We start from the raw sequence: 16,690 nt of genomic DNA, 5'->3' as shown, positions 1-16,690 counted from the left end.
GGCCGTCGCCGCTACTCCGGTCGCGCCGCTGCCGGTGTAGGCACCACGGGCTGTTCCGTCATACCGCCACCACCGCCGCCGGGGTCGTGATAGTGCCGGTACCGGCTTGTGGCATTGACGTCGGCGAGGATCAGCAGGCCGCTGTCGGTCGTGCCCTGCGCCGCACTGTTGAGGTTCTGCTTGGTCGACGTCACGTTGTGGACGTACTGGTCGGCGTCCACGATCCGCGGCGTCTTCGCGGTCGTGAAGCTGATGTCGTCCAGCGGGGTGGACTTCTCGTAGATCGCGCCCCCCGAACTGGTGCAGACACCGGCGTCGGCGGTGCCGCTCGGTTTCGGATAGGTGGCGAAAGTGCGCAGCTGCTGTGCGGCCTCGTCGATCAGGACGATCATCCGGTTCGGGCACTCCGCCACCGTCGCGATCGTATGCACCGCCCACGTCGCGGTCGTGCCATCCAGCGCCAGCAGCTGGATCAGCGGCTCCGTCGGGGAGGTGTACGACGTCTTGATCGCGGCGAAGACCCTTCCGTCGGAGGAGCTCAGCCGTTTCAGGTTCATGTGGTCGTCACCACTCTTCTGCCCCGACACCGCCGCGACCGGAGTGCTCCAGGCGGTGTCCGCCGCTCCATCCACGTGGTAGCTCCAGTACCAGCCGTCGGTGGCATCGCCGACCTGCCGGCTCCACATGACGCCCATCTTGTTCCCGCCGAAGGCGATCACCGCCGACGTGTCGTCCACGGACACGTTGCTCAACTCCCCAGGGATGGCCGACGCGGGGTGCGCGAACGGTTCCCCCCAATACCTGCCATCCGTGCCGGTGACGTTCAGGTAGATCTGGTTCCCCTGCTGCCAGGTGGCCCACACCCGGCCGGTCGAGTCCTTGTCGATGGTCAGCTCCTCGACGCGCTCGTTGTTGATCCGAGTGGAACTCAGCAGGGTGTACGTCTTCGTGCTCCAGTTGTAGCTGTAGCGATGCATGGTCGCGGGGAAGCCCGGCTCGGCCGGCAGACCGTCGTTGACGAACCGATAGCTCGCCACGTTCAACGTCGTGCCGTCCCACAGCACGTCATGGTGGGTGTTCGCGCGCTTCTCCGTCACAACGCCGGTATCGACCCACGAGCTCGTCGAGGCGTCGAACCTGAAGATGTGGAAGTCCGAGCTGGCCGTGTCCCACAGGTTCCCCCACCACAGGCCGTCGTTGAACCAGAACGAATTCGTTGCCCGCTTGGTACCCGTCGGCGTCCCCGTGCCCGCATGCGACGGACCCTCGACCCCGGCATCGCCCGGTTGTGGCGCCGCCGGTGGCGCCACCGGCGAGGTCACACCGGTCGGTGATGGTGAGGGGTCGCTTGCCGGTGCCGGTGTCGCCGTGGGTGCCGCCGGGAAGCCGGTATCGGTGGCGGGCGGGATCGTACAGCCGGTGAGCAGTAGGACAGCGACCATCGCAGACACCAGACGCCGGCGGCGGTCCCTGCGCGAGCTGATCATAGGGTCACTTTCCATGGTTCGATCAGTCTGCAGTACCACGTCTTGCTGGGACGTGGCTGCTAATCGGGTCACGGCGGACGCGGTCCCCATACTTCCCGCTCCTCTCGGCGTCACCTCTGGAGGTTCCCCCACGGTGAGAGCGGCACGATCGGTGTCCGCCACCTGCAGTCACCACCCGTTTGTCCTCGGTCCACTACTCGAACCTCTCGAAACCGCTTCGGTATTGTTGTCACATGCCGACCGGCAGCCCTACGGTTGACGATCATCACAGCGAGTCTACGGAGCGCCCCACTCTCGGGCTGGGCGGCGCGCCTGTATGCATGGGGGTTCTCGGATGGAGTCAGCAGGTTCTCGTCCCGGATCCCTCCGGACAGTGGCCGCAACCATCACAGCCCTCCTGGTGCTCTCGGTCGCGGGTTGCGTTCCCCCTCCCAAGGAGATTCGCATCGCTGCTGTCGGTGACATGAACGGCCCCAGGAACTACGCGGCCGACAGCCCGTCCGGCCGGAACGCCGCTGCGATCACCCGGCTCGTGGAGAACGACGAGATCGACGCCTTCCTGGGGCTCGGCGACTTCCAGTACGACACCGCGTATTGCGCTGACTACGTGGAGTACTGGACGAAGCTGTGGGCAGGCACGATGCCCAAGCTGTACTGGGTGTCCGCACCCAACCACGACTGGCAACCCGGTCGCAACGAGGACCTCGACAACTTCATGAACGGGCAATGCCCGGGGTCTACGGCCAAGGCCGCCATCAACGAGGAGCGCGGGTTCATCCGGAACGGGAAACCGTACTCGAAGGACTTCGGGAACTGGCACTTCGCGTTCCTGTCCTCCGCGCACTGGCGGTACGACCCTGCGGAGGCCCGGGAAGTGACTAAGTGGCTGGACGAGGACCTCGCTGCTGCCCGGGGTGAGGGCAAGCACCTGGCGGTCGTCCACCACGAACCGTACTTCACGTCGGACACGGAGAGTCATGAGCGGGCCGCGGAGCACAAGCCGTGGATCGACGTGATGTGGAAACACCGGGTCCGTCTGACCCTGTCAGCTTCACAACACAACTACGAACGGTCTTGTCCGGTGGACAACGCCGACCGGTGCGTCAGCGACGGCATGACAGCGTTCCAGGTCTCGACCGGGGGTATCGGCCTGCGCTCCTTCACCAGCCGTCCGTCGTACATCGAGAAGCGGTTCAGCGACACTCACGGGTACCTTCGCCTGACACTCCGGGACGACGGATCGTTCGACTGGACCTTCGTCCCGACCTCGGGGTCGAGCAGGGACGAAGGGACGCGTTCCGCGCCGTGAGCAAGCCCGCCGATGACCAGCGGAGAGCCATGTCCCCCTCAGGCGCATGTCCCCCTCAGGCGGGGGTTCCGCCGCGGTGAGCGTCAGGAGAGGCGCGGGAAGGCCGTCGGACCCAGATGCGCTGCGCATCCGGGAGGGCAACGCGCAGCGCTGGACGCGCCGCGGCCGGTTCGGCGGAAACGAGGAGGCCCTGTGCGTCGCGGCCGTGCACGGTGACGGTGCTTCCGGGGCGGATGTCATGTGCGGCCAGGAGGCGCAGCAGATCCGGTCGTCTGTCATCGATGCGCAGGACGACGCCGGACCCGGCGGGGTCGAGCTCGTCGAGGACCAGGAACGCGGAAACCGGTGCGTGCCCTGATGCGTCGGGGATGGGGTCCCCGTGGGGGTCGTGGGTGGGATGGCCCAGGCGCTCGTCGATCGCGGAGAGAAGGCGGTCGGACACCGAATGCTCCAGAAGCTCGGCCTCCTCGTGGACCTCGTCCCAGGCGTAGCCGAGATCCCGGACGAGCCAGGTCTCGATGAGGCGGTGCCGGCGTACGACACCCACCGCCCTGAGGTGCCCCTCCCGGGTGAGCCTGAGGGGCCCGTAGGGGACATGGTCCACGAGGCCGAGGGCGGCGAGTTTCTTCACCATGCTCGTCACGGAGGCGGGAGCGACCGCCAGCCCGGCTGCCAGGACCGACGGCGTGATCGGCTCGTCCTGCCATTCGGTGTGCTGGTAGATGGTCTTGAGGTAGTCCTCGACCGCCGCGTTGGGCAGTGTTCCTTGCCGCTGTGTCGTCATCGAAGTGGTCCAGTGTCGGGGGCTGTCAAGGACCGAACTGCCGGGCATGCTCCGGAGGTCACCCTGCGCCGGTGAACACGAGGAACAGCAGCGTAAGGTTCAGTGTCACCAGCAGGCCGACGACGACGATGCCGACCGCCGTCGTCCACCACCTGTTCTGATGCTTGCCCATCACGTCCCGTCGCGACCCCAGGTACACCAGGGGGACGAGAGCGAAGGAGATCCCGAAGGAGAGCACCACCTGGCTGAGGATGAGCGCCTGCGTGGGATCGACCCCGAGGGCGAGGATCAGCAGCGCGGGGATGAGGGTGATGACGCGGCGGGTGATCAGGGGGATTCTGACCCGCAGCAGACCCTGCATGATCTCGGCTCCCGCGTACGCTCCGACGGAGCTCGACGCCAGCCCCGATGCGAGGAGCCCGACCGCGAAGAGCGTCGCGATGACCGGACCGAGGACGTCGGCGATCGCCCCGTGGGCGCCCTCGAGTGTCCCGGTGTCGTCCCGGCCCTGCAGGGAGGTCGCGGCCAGGAGCAGGATGGCGAGGTTGACCGCGCCCGCGACCGTCAGGGCGATGGTCACATCCCACCGGGTCGCTGTCAGCAGCCGCGGGACCACTGCCGGTGTGCGGCCCAGGAAGCGGTCGCGCGCCAGGGCCGAGTGCGCGTAGATGGCGTGCGGCATGATCGTGGCCCCGAGGATCGACGCGGCGAGGAGCACGGACTGGCTGTCCTCGAAGGCCGGGAGGAGGCCCGCAGTGACGTCGGTCGGCTCCGGTGGCCGGAGGAACACGCCCGCTGAGAAGCCGATCGCGACGATGACCATCATCGAGATGATGAGCCGCTCGAAGGCCTTGTGGCGCCCCTTGCCCTGCAGTTGCAGCACGGCGAGGGACACGGCTCCCGTGATGAGCCCACCGAGGATCAGGGGCAGGTCGAACAGGATGTACAGGGCGATCGCGCCCCCCAGGATCTCCGCGACATCCGTCGCCATGGCGACCAGTTCCGCCTGCACCCAGAACCCCCGGCGTGCCCAGCGTTGCCTGATGCGCTCGCCGAGGATCTCCGGGAGGCTCTTGCCGGTGACGATCCCGAGCTTCGCGGAGAGGTACTGCACCAGCCAGGCCATCACGTTGCCGAGGACGACGACCCAGACGAGCAGGAACCCGTAGGCCGCACCGGCCGTCATGTTGCTCGCGACGTTCCCCGGATCCAGGTAGGCGACGCCGGCGACCAGGGCCGGCCCCAGCAGCCAGATCGTCCGGCCTCCGCCGATGGCTCTCCCCTGCTGCACGCCGGGTGCGAGAGGCTGTTCGAGGGGGATCGGTGCGGGGGAGTGCCGGGGCATACGCCGACGCTAGCATTTTTAGACGTGTCTAAAAAGGGCTGACGGGGGAGTGGGCGTTCTCATCCACGACAGCCCATCGCCGGGGTTGCTCCAGCCTCGCCGGTCCGGTCACATGAACCAGTGCCACCAGCGTGACGGGTCGGCCTCCGGTCCGGGCTGCGGCTCGGGCTCGGGTTCCTCGCCCAGGGCCTGCGCGGCTGCCACGAGGTCGTCGGTCGTCAGCGTCATGACGTCGTCGCGATCGAGCGCGTCCAGGCTCCGTCCGGTGTCGAGCGACAGCCTCAGCGCCTGGCGGTTGAGGGCCTGCTCGAACAGGGTGCGCGCGAAGCGGGCATTGCCGGAGTCCTCGCCCGCGTGGATGTTGGCGAGGATGCGGCGCAGCATCTGATCCGCGCCCGGCTCGAGCGTGTACTCGTGCTGGGTGAGCATCTGCTTGAAGATCGTCTCGAGCGCATCGACGGAGTAGTCGGGAAACGTGATCTCCCGGGCGAACCGGGAGCGCAGGCCGGGATTCGAGAGCAGGAACGACTCCATGAGCCGCGGATATCCCGCGACGATCACCACCAGACGGTGGCGGTGGTCCTCCATGCGCTTGAGCAGGACCTCGATCGCCTCGGGGCCGAAGTCCATGCGCCCGTCCTCCGGGGTCAATGCGTAGGCCTCGTCGATGAACAGGACGCCGTCAAGCGCCCGGCGGATCACCCGGTCCGTCTTCATCGCCGTCGCGCCGACGTACTGCCCCACCAGGGCCGAACGGTCCACCTCCACCAGGTGACCCTTCTGCAGCAGTCCGACCGCGCGGTACATCTCGGCCAGGAGCCGCGCGACGGTCGTCTTGCCGGTGCCCGGATTCCCGAGGAACACCAGGTGCTGCGAGGTGGCCACCTCCGGCAGACCGTGCGCCTTGCGGCGGGCCTGGACCTGGAGCAACGCGACGAGCGCCCGGACCTGTTCCTTGACGCTCTCCAGCCCCACCAGGGCGTCGAGCTCGGCCTGCACCTCCGCCAGTGGCCGGGCGGGTCCGGGCCGCACGCTGAAGAGCTCACCCACGCGGTCGTCGCCCCGTTCGGAGCCGGGAAGCTTGAGCTGGTCGGCCAGGTTGCCGATGGTCTCACGCAGGTCGTCGAGTGGATTGCGGCTGGCGGCCATGCGTTTCTCCTGAAGTGGTTTCGAACCGCCCGTATGCCACCTGCGGTGGGCCCGGGCGCCGGTCGGCATGGGTTCCTCGGGTGCTGATCAACTGTAGTACCCGAGAAAGGTCACGGATGGGCGGGACGGACCTGCCGAAGGGGCGCAATCTGCGTTATACTAAGCTAGCTGATCAATTGCTTCAGTTGTTCACGCACGTTAGCCCCTGAGTTTGTCTTAACCCTAAGGAGACGCCATGAGCACGAAGGTCGAAAAGAGCATTCTCGTCAATGTCCCGGTCAGTACCGTGTACAACCAGTGGACCCAGTTCGAAGAATTCCCGCACTTCATGGGTGGCGTCAAGTCCGTCAAGCAGCTCGACAACCAGCGTATGAACTGGGTCGTCGAGATCGGCGGCGTCCGCCGCCAGTGGGACGCGACCATCCTGGAGCAGGTACCCGACCAGAAGGTGTCCTGGGCCGCGACCGAGGGTGCAACGAACGCCGGCTCGGTCTCCTTCGAGGACGTCGGAGGCGGACAGACCCAGGTCCACCTCGTCCTCGAGTACGAGGCCGAGGGCCTCGTCGAGAAGATCGGCGACAAGCTCAACGTCGTCGAGAACCAGGCCGAGGCAGACCTCAAGCGGTTCAAGGCGTTCATCGAGGACGAAGGATACGCCACCGGCGCGTGGCGTGGATCGGTCGGAAGCGGCGTCGGCACCGGCCAGCCCGGCGTCGAGGACGCCGCGTCGTCCCGCGGTGACAGCGGCCACGCGGGCGTCTCCGGCAAGGTAGCGGCCGGTATCGGTCTCGCTGCTGCCGCTGCTGCCGTCGGGGTCGCAGCCAGCAAGAAGAACGACGACGACACGACCGTCGTCGAGCAGGACGTCACCGTCACCCCCGTCGACACCACGGCAGCATCCGAGGTGTACACGACCGACGACACCGTCCTCTCGCGCAGCACCGAGGAGACCCTCCTGCCGGTCGACGACGTCGATCCGGTCGTTCCCGGCTCGCAGACCGGCACCGCCGCGGATCCCCTGCACGATCCGCTGCTGGACAAGAACCGCACCACCGGCGGCGCACTCTAGCCACCGGCGGCCCGTCCCGCGGGCGCTGCAGCCACCTACTCCATCAGGAGTGGGTGGCTGTCTGCGTTGCGACGGTCAGGCGCCCGGCGCCGGACCGTCCCGGCGTGCGGGGTCAAAGTCATCCCGAGGAGGAAGACTGCTTCCCGACGAGCGGCGCCCGCCCCCATATACTCGAGGAATGCCGATCACATGCCTCGACGGGGTCCTCCACATCCGATCGTCCGCCGTCGAGCGCTGCGGAGCAGGGCTGTGAGCGGCGGCCTCGTCGCCCTGCTGGACGACGTCGCAGCCATTGCCCGCATCGCCGCCGCCTCCGTGGACGACGTCGCAGCCGGAGCGGCGAAGGCCGGGACGAAAGCCGCGGGCGTGGTCATCGACGACGCCGCGGTGACCCCGCAGTACGTGTCCGGTGCGGACCCCTCCCGTGAGCTGCCGATGATCAAGCGGATCTTCTGGGGCTCCCTGCGGAACAAGCTGCTGATCATCCTGCCGGCACTGCTGCTCATCAGCGCCTTCATCCCCGCGGTGATCCCGTTCATCCTCATGCTGGGCGGCACGTACCTGTGCTACGAGGGCGCCGAGAAGGTCTGGCACAAGCTCCGCGGCCACCACGAGTCCCAGAAGGCGCCGGCGGTGGAGCGGGGCCCGGAGGCGGAGGCCAGGGTCACCAAGGGCGCCATCACCACCGACTTCATCCTCTCCTGCGAGATCATGGTCATCTCGATGAACGAGGTGTCCAGCGAGTCCATCTGGGCGCGCGCGATGATCCTGGTCGTCGTCGCCCTCGCGATCACCGTCCTGGTGTACGGCGCCGTCGCGCTCATCGTGAAGATGGACGACATCGGACTGCACCTGACCACCAAGGGCTCCCCGGGCGCCCAGCGCTTCGGCGAGATGCTCGTCAAGGGGATGCCCGCGGTCCTGGCCGCCATCACCTTCATCGGAACGATCGCCATGCTGTGGGTCGGCGGGCACATCATGCTGCAGGGCGCCTACGACCTCGGATGGCACCTGCCCTACGACCTCGTCCACGTCCTCGAGTCCCCGTTCGTCGACATCGCTGTCGTCGGGGGCTTCCTGGCCTGGCTCGTGAACACGCTGTGCTCGGCCATCCTCGGGCTCCTCTGGGGATCCGTGGTCCTGGCGATCGTGCACCCGCTGCTGAAGGCACTGCCGTTCGGCACGAAGGGCGACCACGAGGAGGGCGAGATCCGCGCCGCCGTCGCCGGCTACCGCTCCGGAAAGGGAAGCGCGGACCACGCCCCCTGATCCGCCCCATCCGGCCCTCCGAACGCGACCACGTTCCGAGGGGCCGCTCCGGTGGCCCGATGGACCGGCGGGGACAGGCGCGAGCGCTCGTCCCCGGTGACGCAGGCGGCACCCTACCCGTGGCGCGCGTCCCTGCGACAACGGGCGGCCGCTTCCCACGACCCCCCGCAGATCCCGTTTGTAAAGGACCAATGGTGGTCACGAGGGGTCCTTCTCGTGCGCCCGGGGACGGGTACAGGATGAACCGCGAGGGCGCCGCGCAGCAGAACCAGGATCAGCAGCTTCACGCCATCCGATGCGACGCGGTGCTCCCAGCCAGATCGATGCGGATCCGGAGCCGGGTCCGTTCCCCTCGCACCGTGAAGGATACGAATCCCATGAACAAGATGCGCCTGCTTGCAGTCCCCGCCCTCGCCCTCAGCGCCGTCGCCATGGCAGGGTCTTCCGCGATGGCTGCGGACGGCAGTTACTCGTCCACCCTCGGCCAGGTCAACGGCACCACGGGCACCGGCACCGTCACCGTGAATGTGGTCGGCGATCAGGCCACCGTCGATCTGCAGGTGTCCGGACTCGCCGAGACCTTCCAAGGTGCCCCCTACCCCCACGTACAGCACATCCATGGGGGTGCCGCCGGCGTCTGCCCCACACCGGCGAACGACACCGACGGTGACGGCATCATCAGCGTCACCGAGAGCGCACCCGGCTACGGCGGCATCCTGGCGACGGTGACGACGTCGGGGCCCACGACTCCTGCCGAAGCCCTGAACCTGCAGCTCGCCGGGCAGGGCGGCACCTACGCGATCCACCGCACGTTCACGATCGACGCCGCCACCGTGGCGGCACTCGAGAACGGCACGGCGGTGTTCAACGTCCACGGCCTGGATCCGGCCACGACGCCGTCGACCCCGGAGGCGTTCAACGCCCCGAGCGACCTGGACCCTGCCCTGCCCCTGGGCGCGACAGCGCCCGCGCTGTGCGGGACGCTCGTGCCGGCCCAGATGGGCGCCATGCCCTCGGGCGGAGCCGACACCGGTGCCGTCGTGGAGTCCACCTCCACGCCCACCGGGCTGATCGCCCTCGGTGGCGGTGTCCTCCTCGCGGGCGCCGTCGGTGGCACCTACGCCGCGCGCCGCAGCATGGCGAAGGCGTGATCGTCCGACCGTGACGCGCGACCGTCGCGGACCCTCCCGGGTCCGCGACGGTCACCGCGGGCAGAGCGCCCGCTCGGGGGACCGCCCTTGCACCCCCGGAACCGGGCGCGGCTATAGTGGTGCCGTGCTCTCCTAGATCCTCGCTCCGTCCCGCGCCCGCGGCCTCCGCCCGGCAGGACACCCGCCGACCCCGAGGATCACCATGGCCACTTCCCGTTCCCCGTCCCTGCATGCCGCCGCCCACCTGCGCGTCGACGGCGTCTCCAAGACCTTCGGGGCGCGCCGCGTCCTGACCGAGGTGTCCTTCACCGTCTCCGGGGAGCGCGCCGGGCTCATCGGCGAGAACGGCTCCGGCAAGACGACCCTGCTGCGCATCATCGCCGGCCTCACCCACCCCGACGGCGGCGCCGTCACCGCGGCGCTTCCCGGGGGAGTACCGCCGCGTATCGGCCTGCTGCACCAGGAACCGCCGTTCGCCCCCTCCGCCACGATGACCGAGGCACTCGAATCCGCCGTCGCCCCCGTGCGCGCCGCGGCGGACGCCGTGTCGAGTGCGGGCCGTGCCCTGGCTCACGCCCCCGAGGACGCGGCGGCCGGCGCGGCGTACGCTGCGGCCCTCGACACGGCGGAGCGCGTCGGCGCGTGGGACGTCGACGCGCGCATCGCCGCCGTCGTCGCCGGTCTCGGCCTGGCCGAACTCGCGGGGAACAGGCCGGCGGGCAGTCTCTCCGGCGGGCAGCGCTCCCGCCTGTCCCTGGCCTGGCTCCTGCTCAGCACACCCGACGTCCTGCTCCTGGACGAGCCCACCAACCACCTCGACGACGACGCCGCCCGCTACCTGACGACCCTCCTCGAGGACTGGCAGGGGCCCGTGCTCATCGCGAGCCACGACCGCGCGTTCCTGGACGACGCCGTGACGACCCTCATCGACCTCGACCCCGCGCCGCTGCCGCAGGCCGTCGCCGGACCCCTCGTGGCCGACGGCGACGGCACCGGCATCGGCGCGGTCCGGTTCACCGGCAGCTACACCGACTACGTGCACGCCCGCCTCGACGCGCGGGAGCGGTGGGACCGCCGGTACCGGGACGAGCAGGCGGCGCTGAAGCGGCTCCGCGCCACGGTGTCGGACAGCCACCTCGTGGGCCATGAGGACTGGTCCCCCCGCTCCGAAGGACGCGCGAGCCTCAAGTTCTACTCCGACCGCAACGCGAAGGCGGTGTCCCGCAGGGTCGACGACGCCACCGCCCGCCTCGCGGCCCTCGAGGGCGGGCAGATCCGCAGGCCGCCGCAGGAGCTGCGCTTCCAGGGCCTCACCGCGGCCGGCGCACCCGCCGGACGGGCGGGGACGGGGCCCGCCCTCACCGCCACGGAGGCGGCGGTACGCGGCCGACTCGCCCCGACGTCGCTGGTGCTCGGGGCGGGGGAGAAGTGGCTCGTCACGGGAACCAACGGGTCCGGGAAGTCGACCCTGCTCCGCCTCCTGGCCGGGGACCTTTCCCCGACCTCCGGGACCGTGGAGGCGGCCCCGTCGCTGCGGATCGGCCTGCTCGCCCAGGACGTCGACCTCCCCGACCCGCGCGGCCGCGGACCGGGGAGGACGGCCCTGCAGGCCTACGACGACGCCGTCGGACCCGTCAGCGAGCAGACCCCGCTGCGGACCCTCGGGCTCATCGCTCCGCGGGACGAGAACCGGCCCGTCCACGTGCTGAGCGTCGGCCAGCAGCGCAGGCTGGCCCTCGCCATCCTCCTGGCCGACCCACCCGACGTGCTGCTCCTCGACGAGCCGACCAACCACTTCTCCCTGCTCCTCGCCACCAAGCTCGAGGCGCTCATCCCCGGCTACCCCGGGGCGGTCGTCGTCGCCTCCCACGACCGGTGGCTCCGGCGCATCTGGCAGGGCAGTCGCCTCGAGCTCGCGGCGGGCGCCGCCGAGCACTGGCAGGCTCGCGATGACCCGGCCGGCGCCGGGGTCAGCGGCGCGCCGGGAACGGCATGCGGTCGAGGTCCGACGCCGCGACCACCGTCGCCGCGCCGGCCGTGACCTGCGCCTGCGCGGCCAGCAGCCCGACGTCGTCGTACCGTGACGAGAAGTGCGTCAGGACGAGCGTGGCGGCGCCGCCATGGCCGGCGAGAGAGCCCGCCTGCCCGGCCGTGAGGTGCAGGTACCGGGCGGCGAGCGCGGCGTCGTCGTCGCTGAAGGTGCTCTCGGTGACGAGGAGGTCGGCGCCCTCGGCGAGCGCGGACGCGCCGTCGCACGGCGCCGTGTCCATGACGAAGGCGAAGCGGCGCCCGGGCCGGTGCACGCTGACGTCGTCGAGCCCCACCGCCCCGAGGCGCCTCTCGCGTTGCAGGCGGCCGACGTCGGGCCCGGCGATGCCGGCGACGGCGAGCCTGTCCGGCAGGAACGTGCGACCGTCCGGCTCCGTGACGCGGTAGCCGAACGCCTCGACGCGGTGATGCAGCTTCTCGACCTCCAGGCCCGGGGCGACCGGCCCGGCGGCGCCGTGGGGATGCAGGTGCAGGTCGAGCCCCGGCGTGGCGAGGAACACGAGCGCGCGCACCACCTCCTCGCCCGACGCCGGGTAGTGCAGGTGCACCGGATGTTCGACGCCGTCCAGCACCATGCGGGAGAGGACGCCCGGGAGCCCGAAGCAGTGGTCCCCGTGCACGTGGGTCAGGCAGATGCGGTCGATCTTCGACGCCGAGACGCCTGCGTGGATGAGTTGCCGCTGCGTGCCCTCGCCGGGATCGAGGAGGAACCCCTCCTGCTCCCAGTGCAGGAAGTAGCCGTTGTGGTTGCGGATCCGCGTGGGCGCCTGGGAGGACGTGCCGAGGATGACGAGCTCACGCATGACCCCAGTCTTGCACCGGGACGGCGGCAGGGACGGGTTCAGCACGGTCACAGCCGTGCGATGCCCAGGCCCGCGATGAACAGCCCGGCGACGAGGAGGGTGATGCCCGTGATCGTCCCGCCGTGGCGCTGCATCCACGCCTCCAGCCCCGTGAGCACGGCGTCGGCACGCTCGGGCCGGCGCATCTGCAGGACGATCGGCACGAGGATCTGCGACTGGGCGACCACGACGTACCCGAGGACGACCACGGTGCCCGCGAGAAGCCCCAGGTCCTGGAGCCCGATCAGGGCGCCGGCGGTCAGGGAGAGCAGGATCGCCTTCGGCCGCAGGTTCAGGGCCAGCCCCAGGACCACGAACTCCCAGGGACGGGCCGAGCCGACATGGGTCCGCAGCCGGCCCAGGACCGCGCTGTCGGTCCGGCTGGTGCGGGACAGGACGTACACGGCGTAGCCGATCACGAGGGTCGCCACGACCAGGCCGGCCACGGCCAGCTGGACGTTCTGGTTCGCCGCCTGCCGGACCGGCAGGAAGCGCAGTCCGACCGTCGCAGCGCCCACCAGCAGGACGGCCCCCGCGACACTGCCCACGAGGAAGGACGAGGCGCCGCGGTGGGCATTGGGGGACAGCAGGATGATGATCGTCACGCTCACGGGCACCGTGCTGATCGTCCCCGCGAGGGCGATGGGCACCAGACTGAACAGCAGGCTCAGCATGGCGGGCTCACGAGGCACCGGGGTCATACACGGGGCACGTCATGCTTGCTCCTCACGCGTCACCAGGCACGCCGGCCGGCACCGGGGGCGAATGCTGCCTTCATTGTCGGCGCGGGGACGGGCCGGGGTCTCACCCCCCGCGGATGAGACGGGGGAGCGGCAGGCCGAGGATGCGGGTACCGTGTCCGCACAGGCATCCCGTCGAAGGAGCGCGCATCGTGGAGCAACCCGCAGAGCGGGCGTCGGACGCGGCGCCTCGGTCGGCGATGCTCGCGGCGTCCCGGTCCTGGACGGAAGGCAGCTGGCACACGCCCTCGCGGGCGCTGGTCCCCGCAGCCCTGGTGTCCCTTGCCGGCTTCGTCCTGCTCGTACTGCACCAGGACCTGATCGGCTACGGGCTGCTCGCCGCGGCGCTCGCCGTGGCCGCCGTCGTCGACCGCGCCCTGTTCCGGGACCTGGCGCTCATCACCTTCGGCGTCACCGTGATGACCCTCGTGCCCATCACCACGGACATCAGCAGCGAGCACATGGCCGTGATGGGCTCGGCGATGATCCTCGCCGTCGGCGTCCCCTACACGGTCTCGCGCTTCGTGTACCGCGACCACGCGGTCACCTTCCCCATCCGGACCGGCGAGCCGTGGACCCGCACGGAGAAGTGGTATCTGCCCGCCGTCGTCGTGATGGGTTACGCCCTGCTGCCGTTCTACATGATCAGCACCGGGGTCTACACGAACTGGCCGGCGGCGTCGGAACCGGGGGAGATCGCCCGCCTGTTCGTCGGCACCAACGGGCTCGGGATCTGGGACGAACTGTTCTTCATCTGCACGGTGTTCGCCCTCCTGCGCCGGCACCTGCCGATGGCGCAGGCCAACATGCTGCAGGCGGTCCTGTTCACCTCGTTCCTGTGGGAGCTCGGCTTCAGGGCGTGGGCGCCGGTGTTCATCGTCGCGTTCGCGCTCCTGCAGGCCTTCATCTTCACCCGGACGCGCTCGCTGTCCTACATCATCTGCGTGCACCTCCTGTTCGACTTCGTGCTGTTCCTCGTCCTGATCCACGCGCACAACCGGACGTGGTTCGACATCTTCGTCTACTGAAGCGCCGCCATCGACGAATTGCACGACGTTGACAGGCAATTAGGCCAGGACTAGTATCGCCGTCACAACCCCATACCGCGGATGTCACGCTCTTTCCGGCCCGAGGGAAATGTCCGGGCGGGAATCGCATTCTCACCTCAGGATCCCACTCTTCGTTTCGCAATGGAGTGCTATGAGCAGTGTCGGTTTGTTATACGTCGGGGCGGTTCTCTTCATCAATGGCCTGATGCTCCTCGGAATTGTCCCGGGCAGGTCTGCTGCAATTCTCAATTTCTTCGTCGGGGTGATGCAGGTCGTCTTCCCGACGATCATCCTCATCCAGGCGAACAACGACCTGCCGACCATCTTCGGGGCAGCCGGCCTCTATCTGTTCGGATTCACCTACCTGTATGTCGGGATCCTCCAGATGACCGGCATCGGCGGCGAGGGCCTGGGTTGGTTCTCGCTGTTCGTCGCGGTCTGCGCGGTCGTGATCGGTGCCCTCCAGTTCACCCTCGTGGGGGATCCCGTCTTCGGCGTCATCTGGTGGACGTGGGCCGTCCTGTGGTTGCTGTTCTTCCTGCTGCTCGGCCTGGGGAGGGAAGCCCTGGCCTACACCACGGGCTGGTTCACGATCTTCGTCGCCCACCTCACCGGCACCATCCCGGCCTTCTTCCTGCTGGTGGGACGGTACGAGGCGACCACCGGGATCGCACTGGTGGTGGCGGTCGGTGCGGTCGCCTCCCTGGTGGCGGCTTTCCTCCTCGGCCGCAAGGGCATTCCGCATCGGAACCCTTCCGCGCACGAGGGAGCGGTAGCCGCGCCCGCCTGATCCCCCGTCCCCGGAAAGAAAGGCCTGCTCCATGCCGATCTACGAGTACCGCTGCCCCCGATGCGAGGTCTACGAGATCGTCCGCGCCATGGGGGCGGCACCGGCGGAGGACACCTGCCCGACCTGCGGTCAGGTTGCCCGGCGGAAGATCAGTGCACCCCATGTGTCCAGAACGGGAACAGCGGCCTTCCAGCTGATCGATTCGACCACGCGCAGCGCGTCGGAGCCCCGGGTGGTCTCCGGGGCGCTCCCGTCCACGGGCAGAAGGACGGCCCCCACCTACACGACGAATCCGCTTCACAGGAAACTGCCGCGACCCTAGTCAGGGAGCGCGACGACGAACATCAAAGGAGATGAAATGCCTGACGTGATATTCCCCCTCGATTCGAGCAGGACGTTCGAGGACCAGGAGAAGGTCGGACACAACCGGTGGCACCCCGAGATCCCCCCGGTGGCCACGGTGAAGCCGGGAGACTCCTTCCGGGTCCATTGCCGGGAATGGTTCGACGGCGCCATCGTCAACGACGATTCCGCCGACGACATCCTGAATGCGCCGCTCCTCACCGTCCACAAGCTCAGCGGCCCCTTCGCTGTGGAAGGGGTGAAACCGGGGGACCTCCTCGTCGTCGACATCCTGGACGTCGGACCGATCCCGCAGGAGGATTCGGGCCCGCTCGCCGGACAGGGGTGGGGCTACACCGGGATCTTCGCGCGGAACAACGGCGGCGGTTTCCTGACGGACCAGTTCCCCGACGCCTACAAGGCCATCTGGGACTTCAGCGGGCAGGTGGCGACCTCGCGGCACGTGCCGGAGGTGTCCTACGTGGGCCTCATCCACCCGGGCCTGATGGGCACCGCGCCCTCTGCGGAACTACTGGCGACGTGGAACAAGCGCGAGGGCGACCTGATCGCCACGGACCCGCACCGCGTCCCTCCGCTCGCGCTGCCGCCCGAGGCGGAGCACGCCCTGCTCGGGAGCCTGCCGGCGTCGGAGTTCGACCGCGTGGCGGGGGAGGCGGCCCGCACCGCACCGCCGCGGGAGAACGGCGGCAACCAGGACATCAAGAACCTGTCGAAGGGCACGCGGATCTTCTACCCCGTGTTCGTGGACGGTGCGAACCTGTCCCTGGGCGATCTCCACTTCTCGCAGGGCGACGGTGAGATCACCTTCTGCGGAGCGATCGAGATGGGCGGCTTCATCGACCTGCGCGTCGATGTGATCAAGGGCGGCATGGACACCTACGGCGTGAGGGAGAACGCCATCTTCATGCCCGGCATCGTCGAGCCCAGGTACAGCGAGTGGATCGCCTTCTCCGGCACCTCCGTGACCCTCGACGGCAAGCAGCACTACCTCGATTCGCACCTGTCCTACCAGCGGGCCTGCCTCCACGCGATCGACTACCTGACGAAGTTCGGCTACAGCCCGGAGCAGGCCTATCTGCTGCTGGGGTCGGCTCCGATCGAGGGCAGGCTGTCGGGCGTGGTGGACATCCCCAACTCCTGCTCGACCGTCTACATCCCGACGGCGATCTTCGACTTCGACGTCCGCCCCTCCGCAGCCGGTCCCCACAGGATCGACCCCGGCATGGGCGCTCCCAAATCGAACAACTCCTGATCGACAAGTCCTGATCGAACGACCTCCAGGCGCGTTCCCCCG

15 protein-coding genes and 1 pseudogene are annotated in these 16,690 nt (G+C 69.1%); 9 read left to right on the top strand and 7 right to left on the bottom strand.

Annotated elements, in window-relative coordinates; translation table 11 throughout:
- Positions 1-11: 11 nt before the first annotated feature.
- Complete coding sequence (locus tag ACX80P_RS03395) at positions 12-1,502, bottom strand: hypothetical protein (RefSeq protein WP_459276616.1); 1,491 nt, start codon at positions 1,500-1,502, stop codon at positions 12-14.
- A gap of 448 nt (positions 1,503-1,950) precedes the next feature.
- Between ACX80P_RS03395 and ACX80P_RS03390 the strand changes: the two genes are divergently transcribed.
- Positions 1,951-2,796, top strand: a complete 846-nt coding sequence (locus ACX80P_RS03390) for a metallophosphoesterase family protein (RefSeq protein WP_459276615.1) — start codon at positions 1,951-1,953, stop codon at positions 2,794-2,796.
- 55 nt (positions 2,797-2,851) lie between these two features.
- On the opposite strand, the gene ACX80P_RS03385 is transcribed toward ACX80P_RS03390, so the two are convergent.
- From ACX80P_RS03385 to ACX80P_RS03375, 3 genes are all read right to left on the bottom strand, one after another.
- Positions 2,852-3,580, bottom strand: coding sequence for a metal-dependent transcriptional regulator (locus tag ACX80P_RS03385; protein ID WP_459276614.1), 729 nt, complete (start codon positions 3,578-3,580; stop codon positions 2,852-2,854).
- Between the two features lie 58 nt (positions 3,581-3,638).
- The gene (locus tag ACX80P_RS03380; RefSeq protein WP_459276613.1) at positions 3,639-4,925 is read right to left on the bottom strand and encodes an Nramp family divalent metal transporter; all 1,287 of its coding nucleotides are present in this window, start codon (positions 4,923-4,925) and stop codon (positions 3,639-3,641) included.
- A gap of 108 nt (positions 4,926-5,033) precedes the next feature.
- A complete protein-coding gene (locus ACX80P_RS03375; protein WP_459276612.1) occupies positions 5,034-6,074 on the bottom strand; it encodes an AAA family ATPase in 1,041 nt (346 codons plus the stop codon).
- Between the two features lie 235 nt (positions 6,075-6,309).
- Here ACX80P_RS03375 and ACX80P_RS03370 point away from each other — a divergent pair, with 235 nt between their 5' ends.
- The 4 genes from ACX80P_RS03370 to ACX80P_RS03355 all read left to right on the top strand — a co-directional run bounded on the left by ACX80P_RS03370 (position 6,310) and on the right by ACX80P_RS03355 (position 11,604).
- Complete coding sequence (locus ACX80P_RS03370; protein WP_459276611.1) at positions 6,310-7,143, top strand: SRPBCC family protein; 834 nt, start codon at positions 6,310-6,312, stop codon at positions 7,141-7,143.
- 249 nt (positions 7,144-7,392) lie between these two features.
- The gene (locus ACX80P_RS03365; protein WP_459276610.1) at positions 7,393-8,412 is read left to right on the top strand and encodes a DUF808 domain-containing protein; all 1,020 of its coding nucleotides are present in this window, start codon (positions 7,393-7,395) and stop codon (positions 8,410-8,412) included.
- Positions 8,413-8,789: 377 nt separating this feature from the next.
- On the top strand, positions 8,790-9,563 hold the full coding sequence (locus ACX80P_RS03360) for a hypothetical protein (protein ID WP_459276608.1): 774 nt from the start codon (positions 8,790-8,792) through the stop codon (positions 9,561-9,563).
- Between the two features lie 202 nt (positions 9,564-9,765).
- Positions 9,766-11,604, top strand: a complete 1,839-nt coding sequence (locus ACX80P_RS03355) for an ABC-F family ATP-binding cassette domain-containing protein (protein ID WP_459276606.1) — start codon at positions 9,766-9,768, stop codon at positions 11,602-11,604.
- On the opposite strand, the gene ACX80P_RS03350 is transcribed toward ACX80P_RS03355, so the two are convergent.
- Positions 11,534-12,415: a ribonuclease Z gene (locus ACX80P_RS03350; RefSeq protein ID WP_459276605.1), complete on the bottom strand. Its 882-nt coding sequence runs from the start codon at positions 12,413-12,415 to the stop codon at positions 11,534-11,536. The two genes, ACX80P_RS03355 and ACX80P_RS03350, sit on opposite strands and share 71 nt — an antisense overlap.
- A gap of 47 nt (positions 12,416-12,462) precedes the next feature.
- Complete coding sequence (locus ACX80P_RS03345) at positions 12,463-13,146, bottom strand: GAP family protein (protein ID WP_459276604.1); 684 nt, start codon at positions 13,144-13,146, stop codon at positions 12,463-12,465.
- Positions 13,147-13,394: 248 nt separating this feature from the next.
- Here ACX80P_RS03345 and ACX80P_RS03340 point away from each other — a divergent pair, with 248 nt between their 5' ends.
- From ACX80P_RS03340 to ACX80P_RS03330, 3 genes and pseudogenes are all read left to right on the top strand, one after another.
- Positions 13,395-14,222 carry a CPBP family intramembrane glutamic endopeptidase gene (locus tag ACX80P_RS03340; protein WP_459276790.1) on the top strand — a complete coding sequence of 276 codons (828 nt, stop codon included), beginning with the start codon at positions 13,395-13,397 and terminating at the stop codon, positions 14,220-14,222.
- A gap of 172 nt (positions 14,223-14,394) precedes the next feature.
- Entirely contained in the window at positions 14,395-15,033 is a 639-nt protein-coding gene (locus ACX80P_RS03335; RefSeq protein ID WP_459276603.1) for an AmiS/UreI family transporter, read from the top strand.
- Positions 15,034-15,064: 31 nt separating this feature from the next.
- A pseudogene (locus ACX80P_RS03330) lies at positions 15,065-15,151 on the top strand (zinc ribbon domain-containing protein); the annotation flags it as partial.
- 11 nt (positions 15,152-15,162) lie between these two features.
- Here the strand turns inward: ACX80P_RS03330 and ACX80P_RS03325 are convergent.
- Positions 15,163-15,312 carry a hypothetical protein gene (locus ACX80P_RS03325; RefSeq protein ID WP_459276801.1) on the bottom strand — a complete coding sequence of 50 codons (150 nt, stop codon included), beginning with the start codon at positions 15,310-15,312 and terminating at the stop codon, positions 15,163-15,165.
- Positions 15,313-15,391: 79 nt separating this feature from the next.
- On the opposite strand from ACX80P_RS03325, the gene fmdA reads away from it, so the two are divergent.
- The gene (gene fmdA, locus ACX80P_RS03320) at positions 15,392-16,648 is read left to right on the top strand and encodes a formamidase (RefSeq protein ID WP_459276602.1); all 1,257 of its coding nucleotides are present in this window, start codon (positions 15,392-15,394) and stop codon (positions 16,646-16,648) included.
- Positions 16,649-16,690: the final 42 nt, after the last annotated feature.

The sequence above is a fragment of the Arthrobacter arabinosi genome (genome assembly GCF_054511115.1).
Note: the sequence above shows the minus strand (reverse complement) of the source record. Positions and strands in the feature narration are given on the sequence as shown.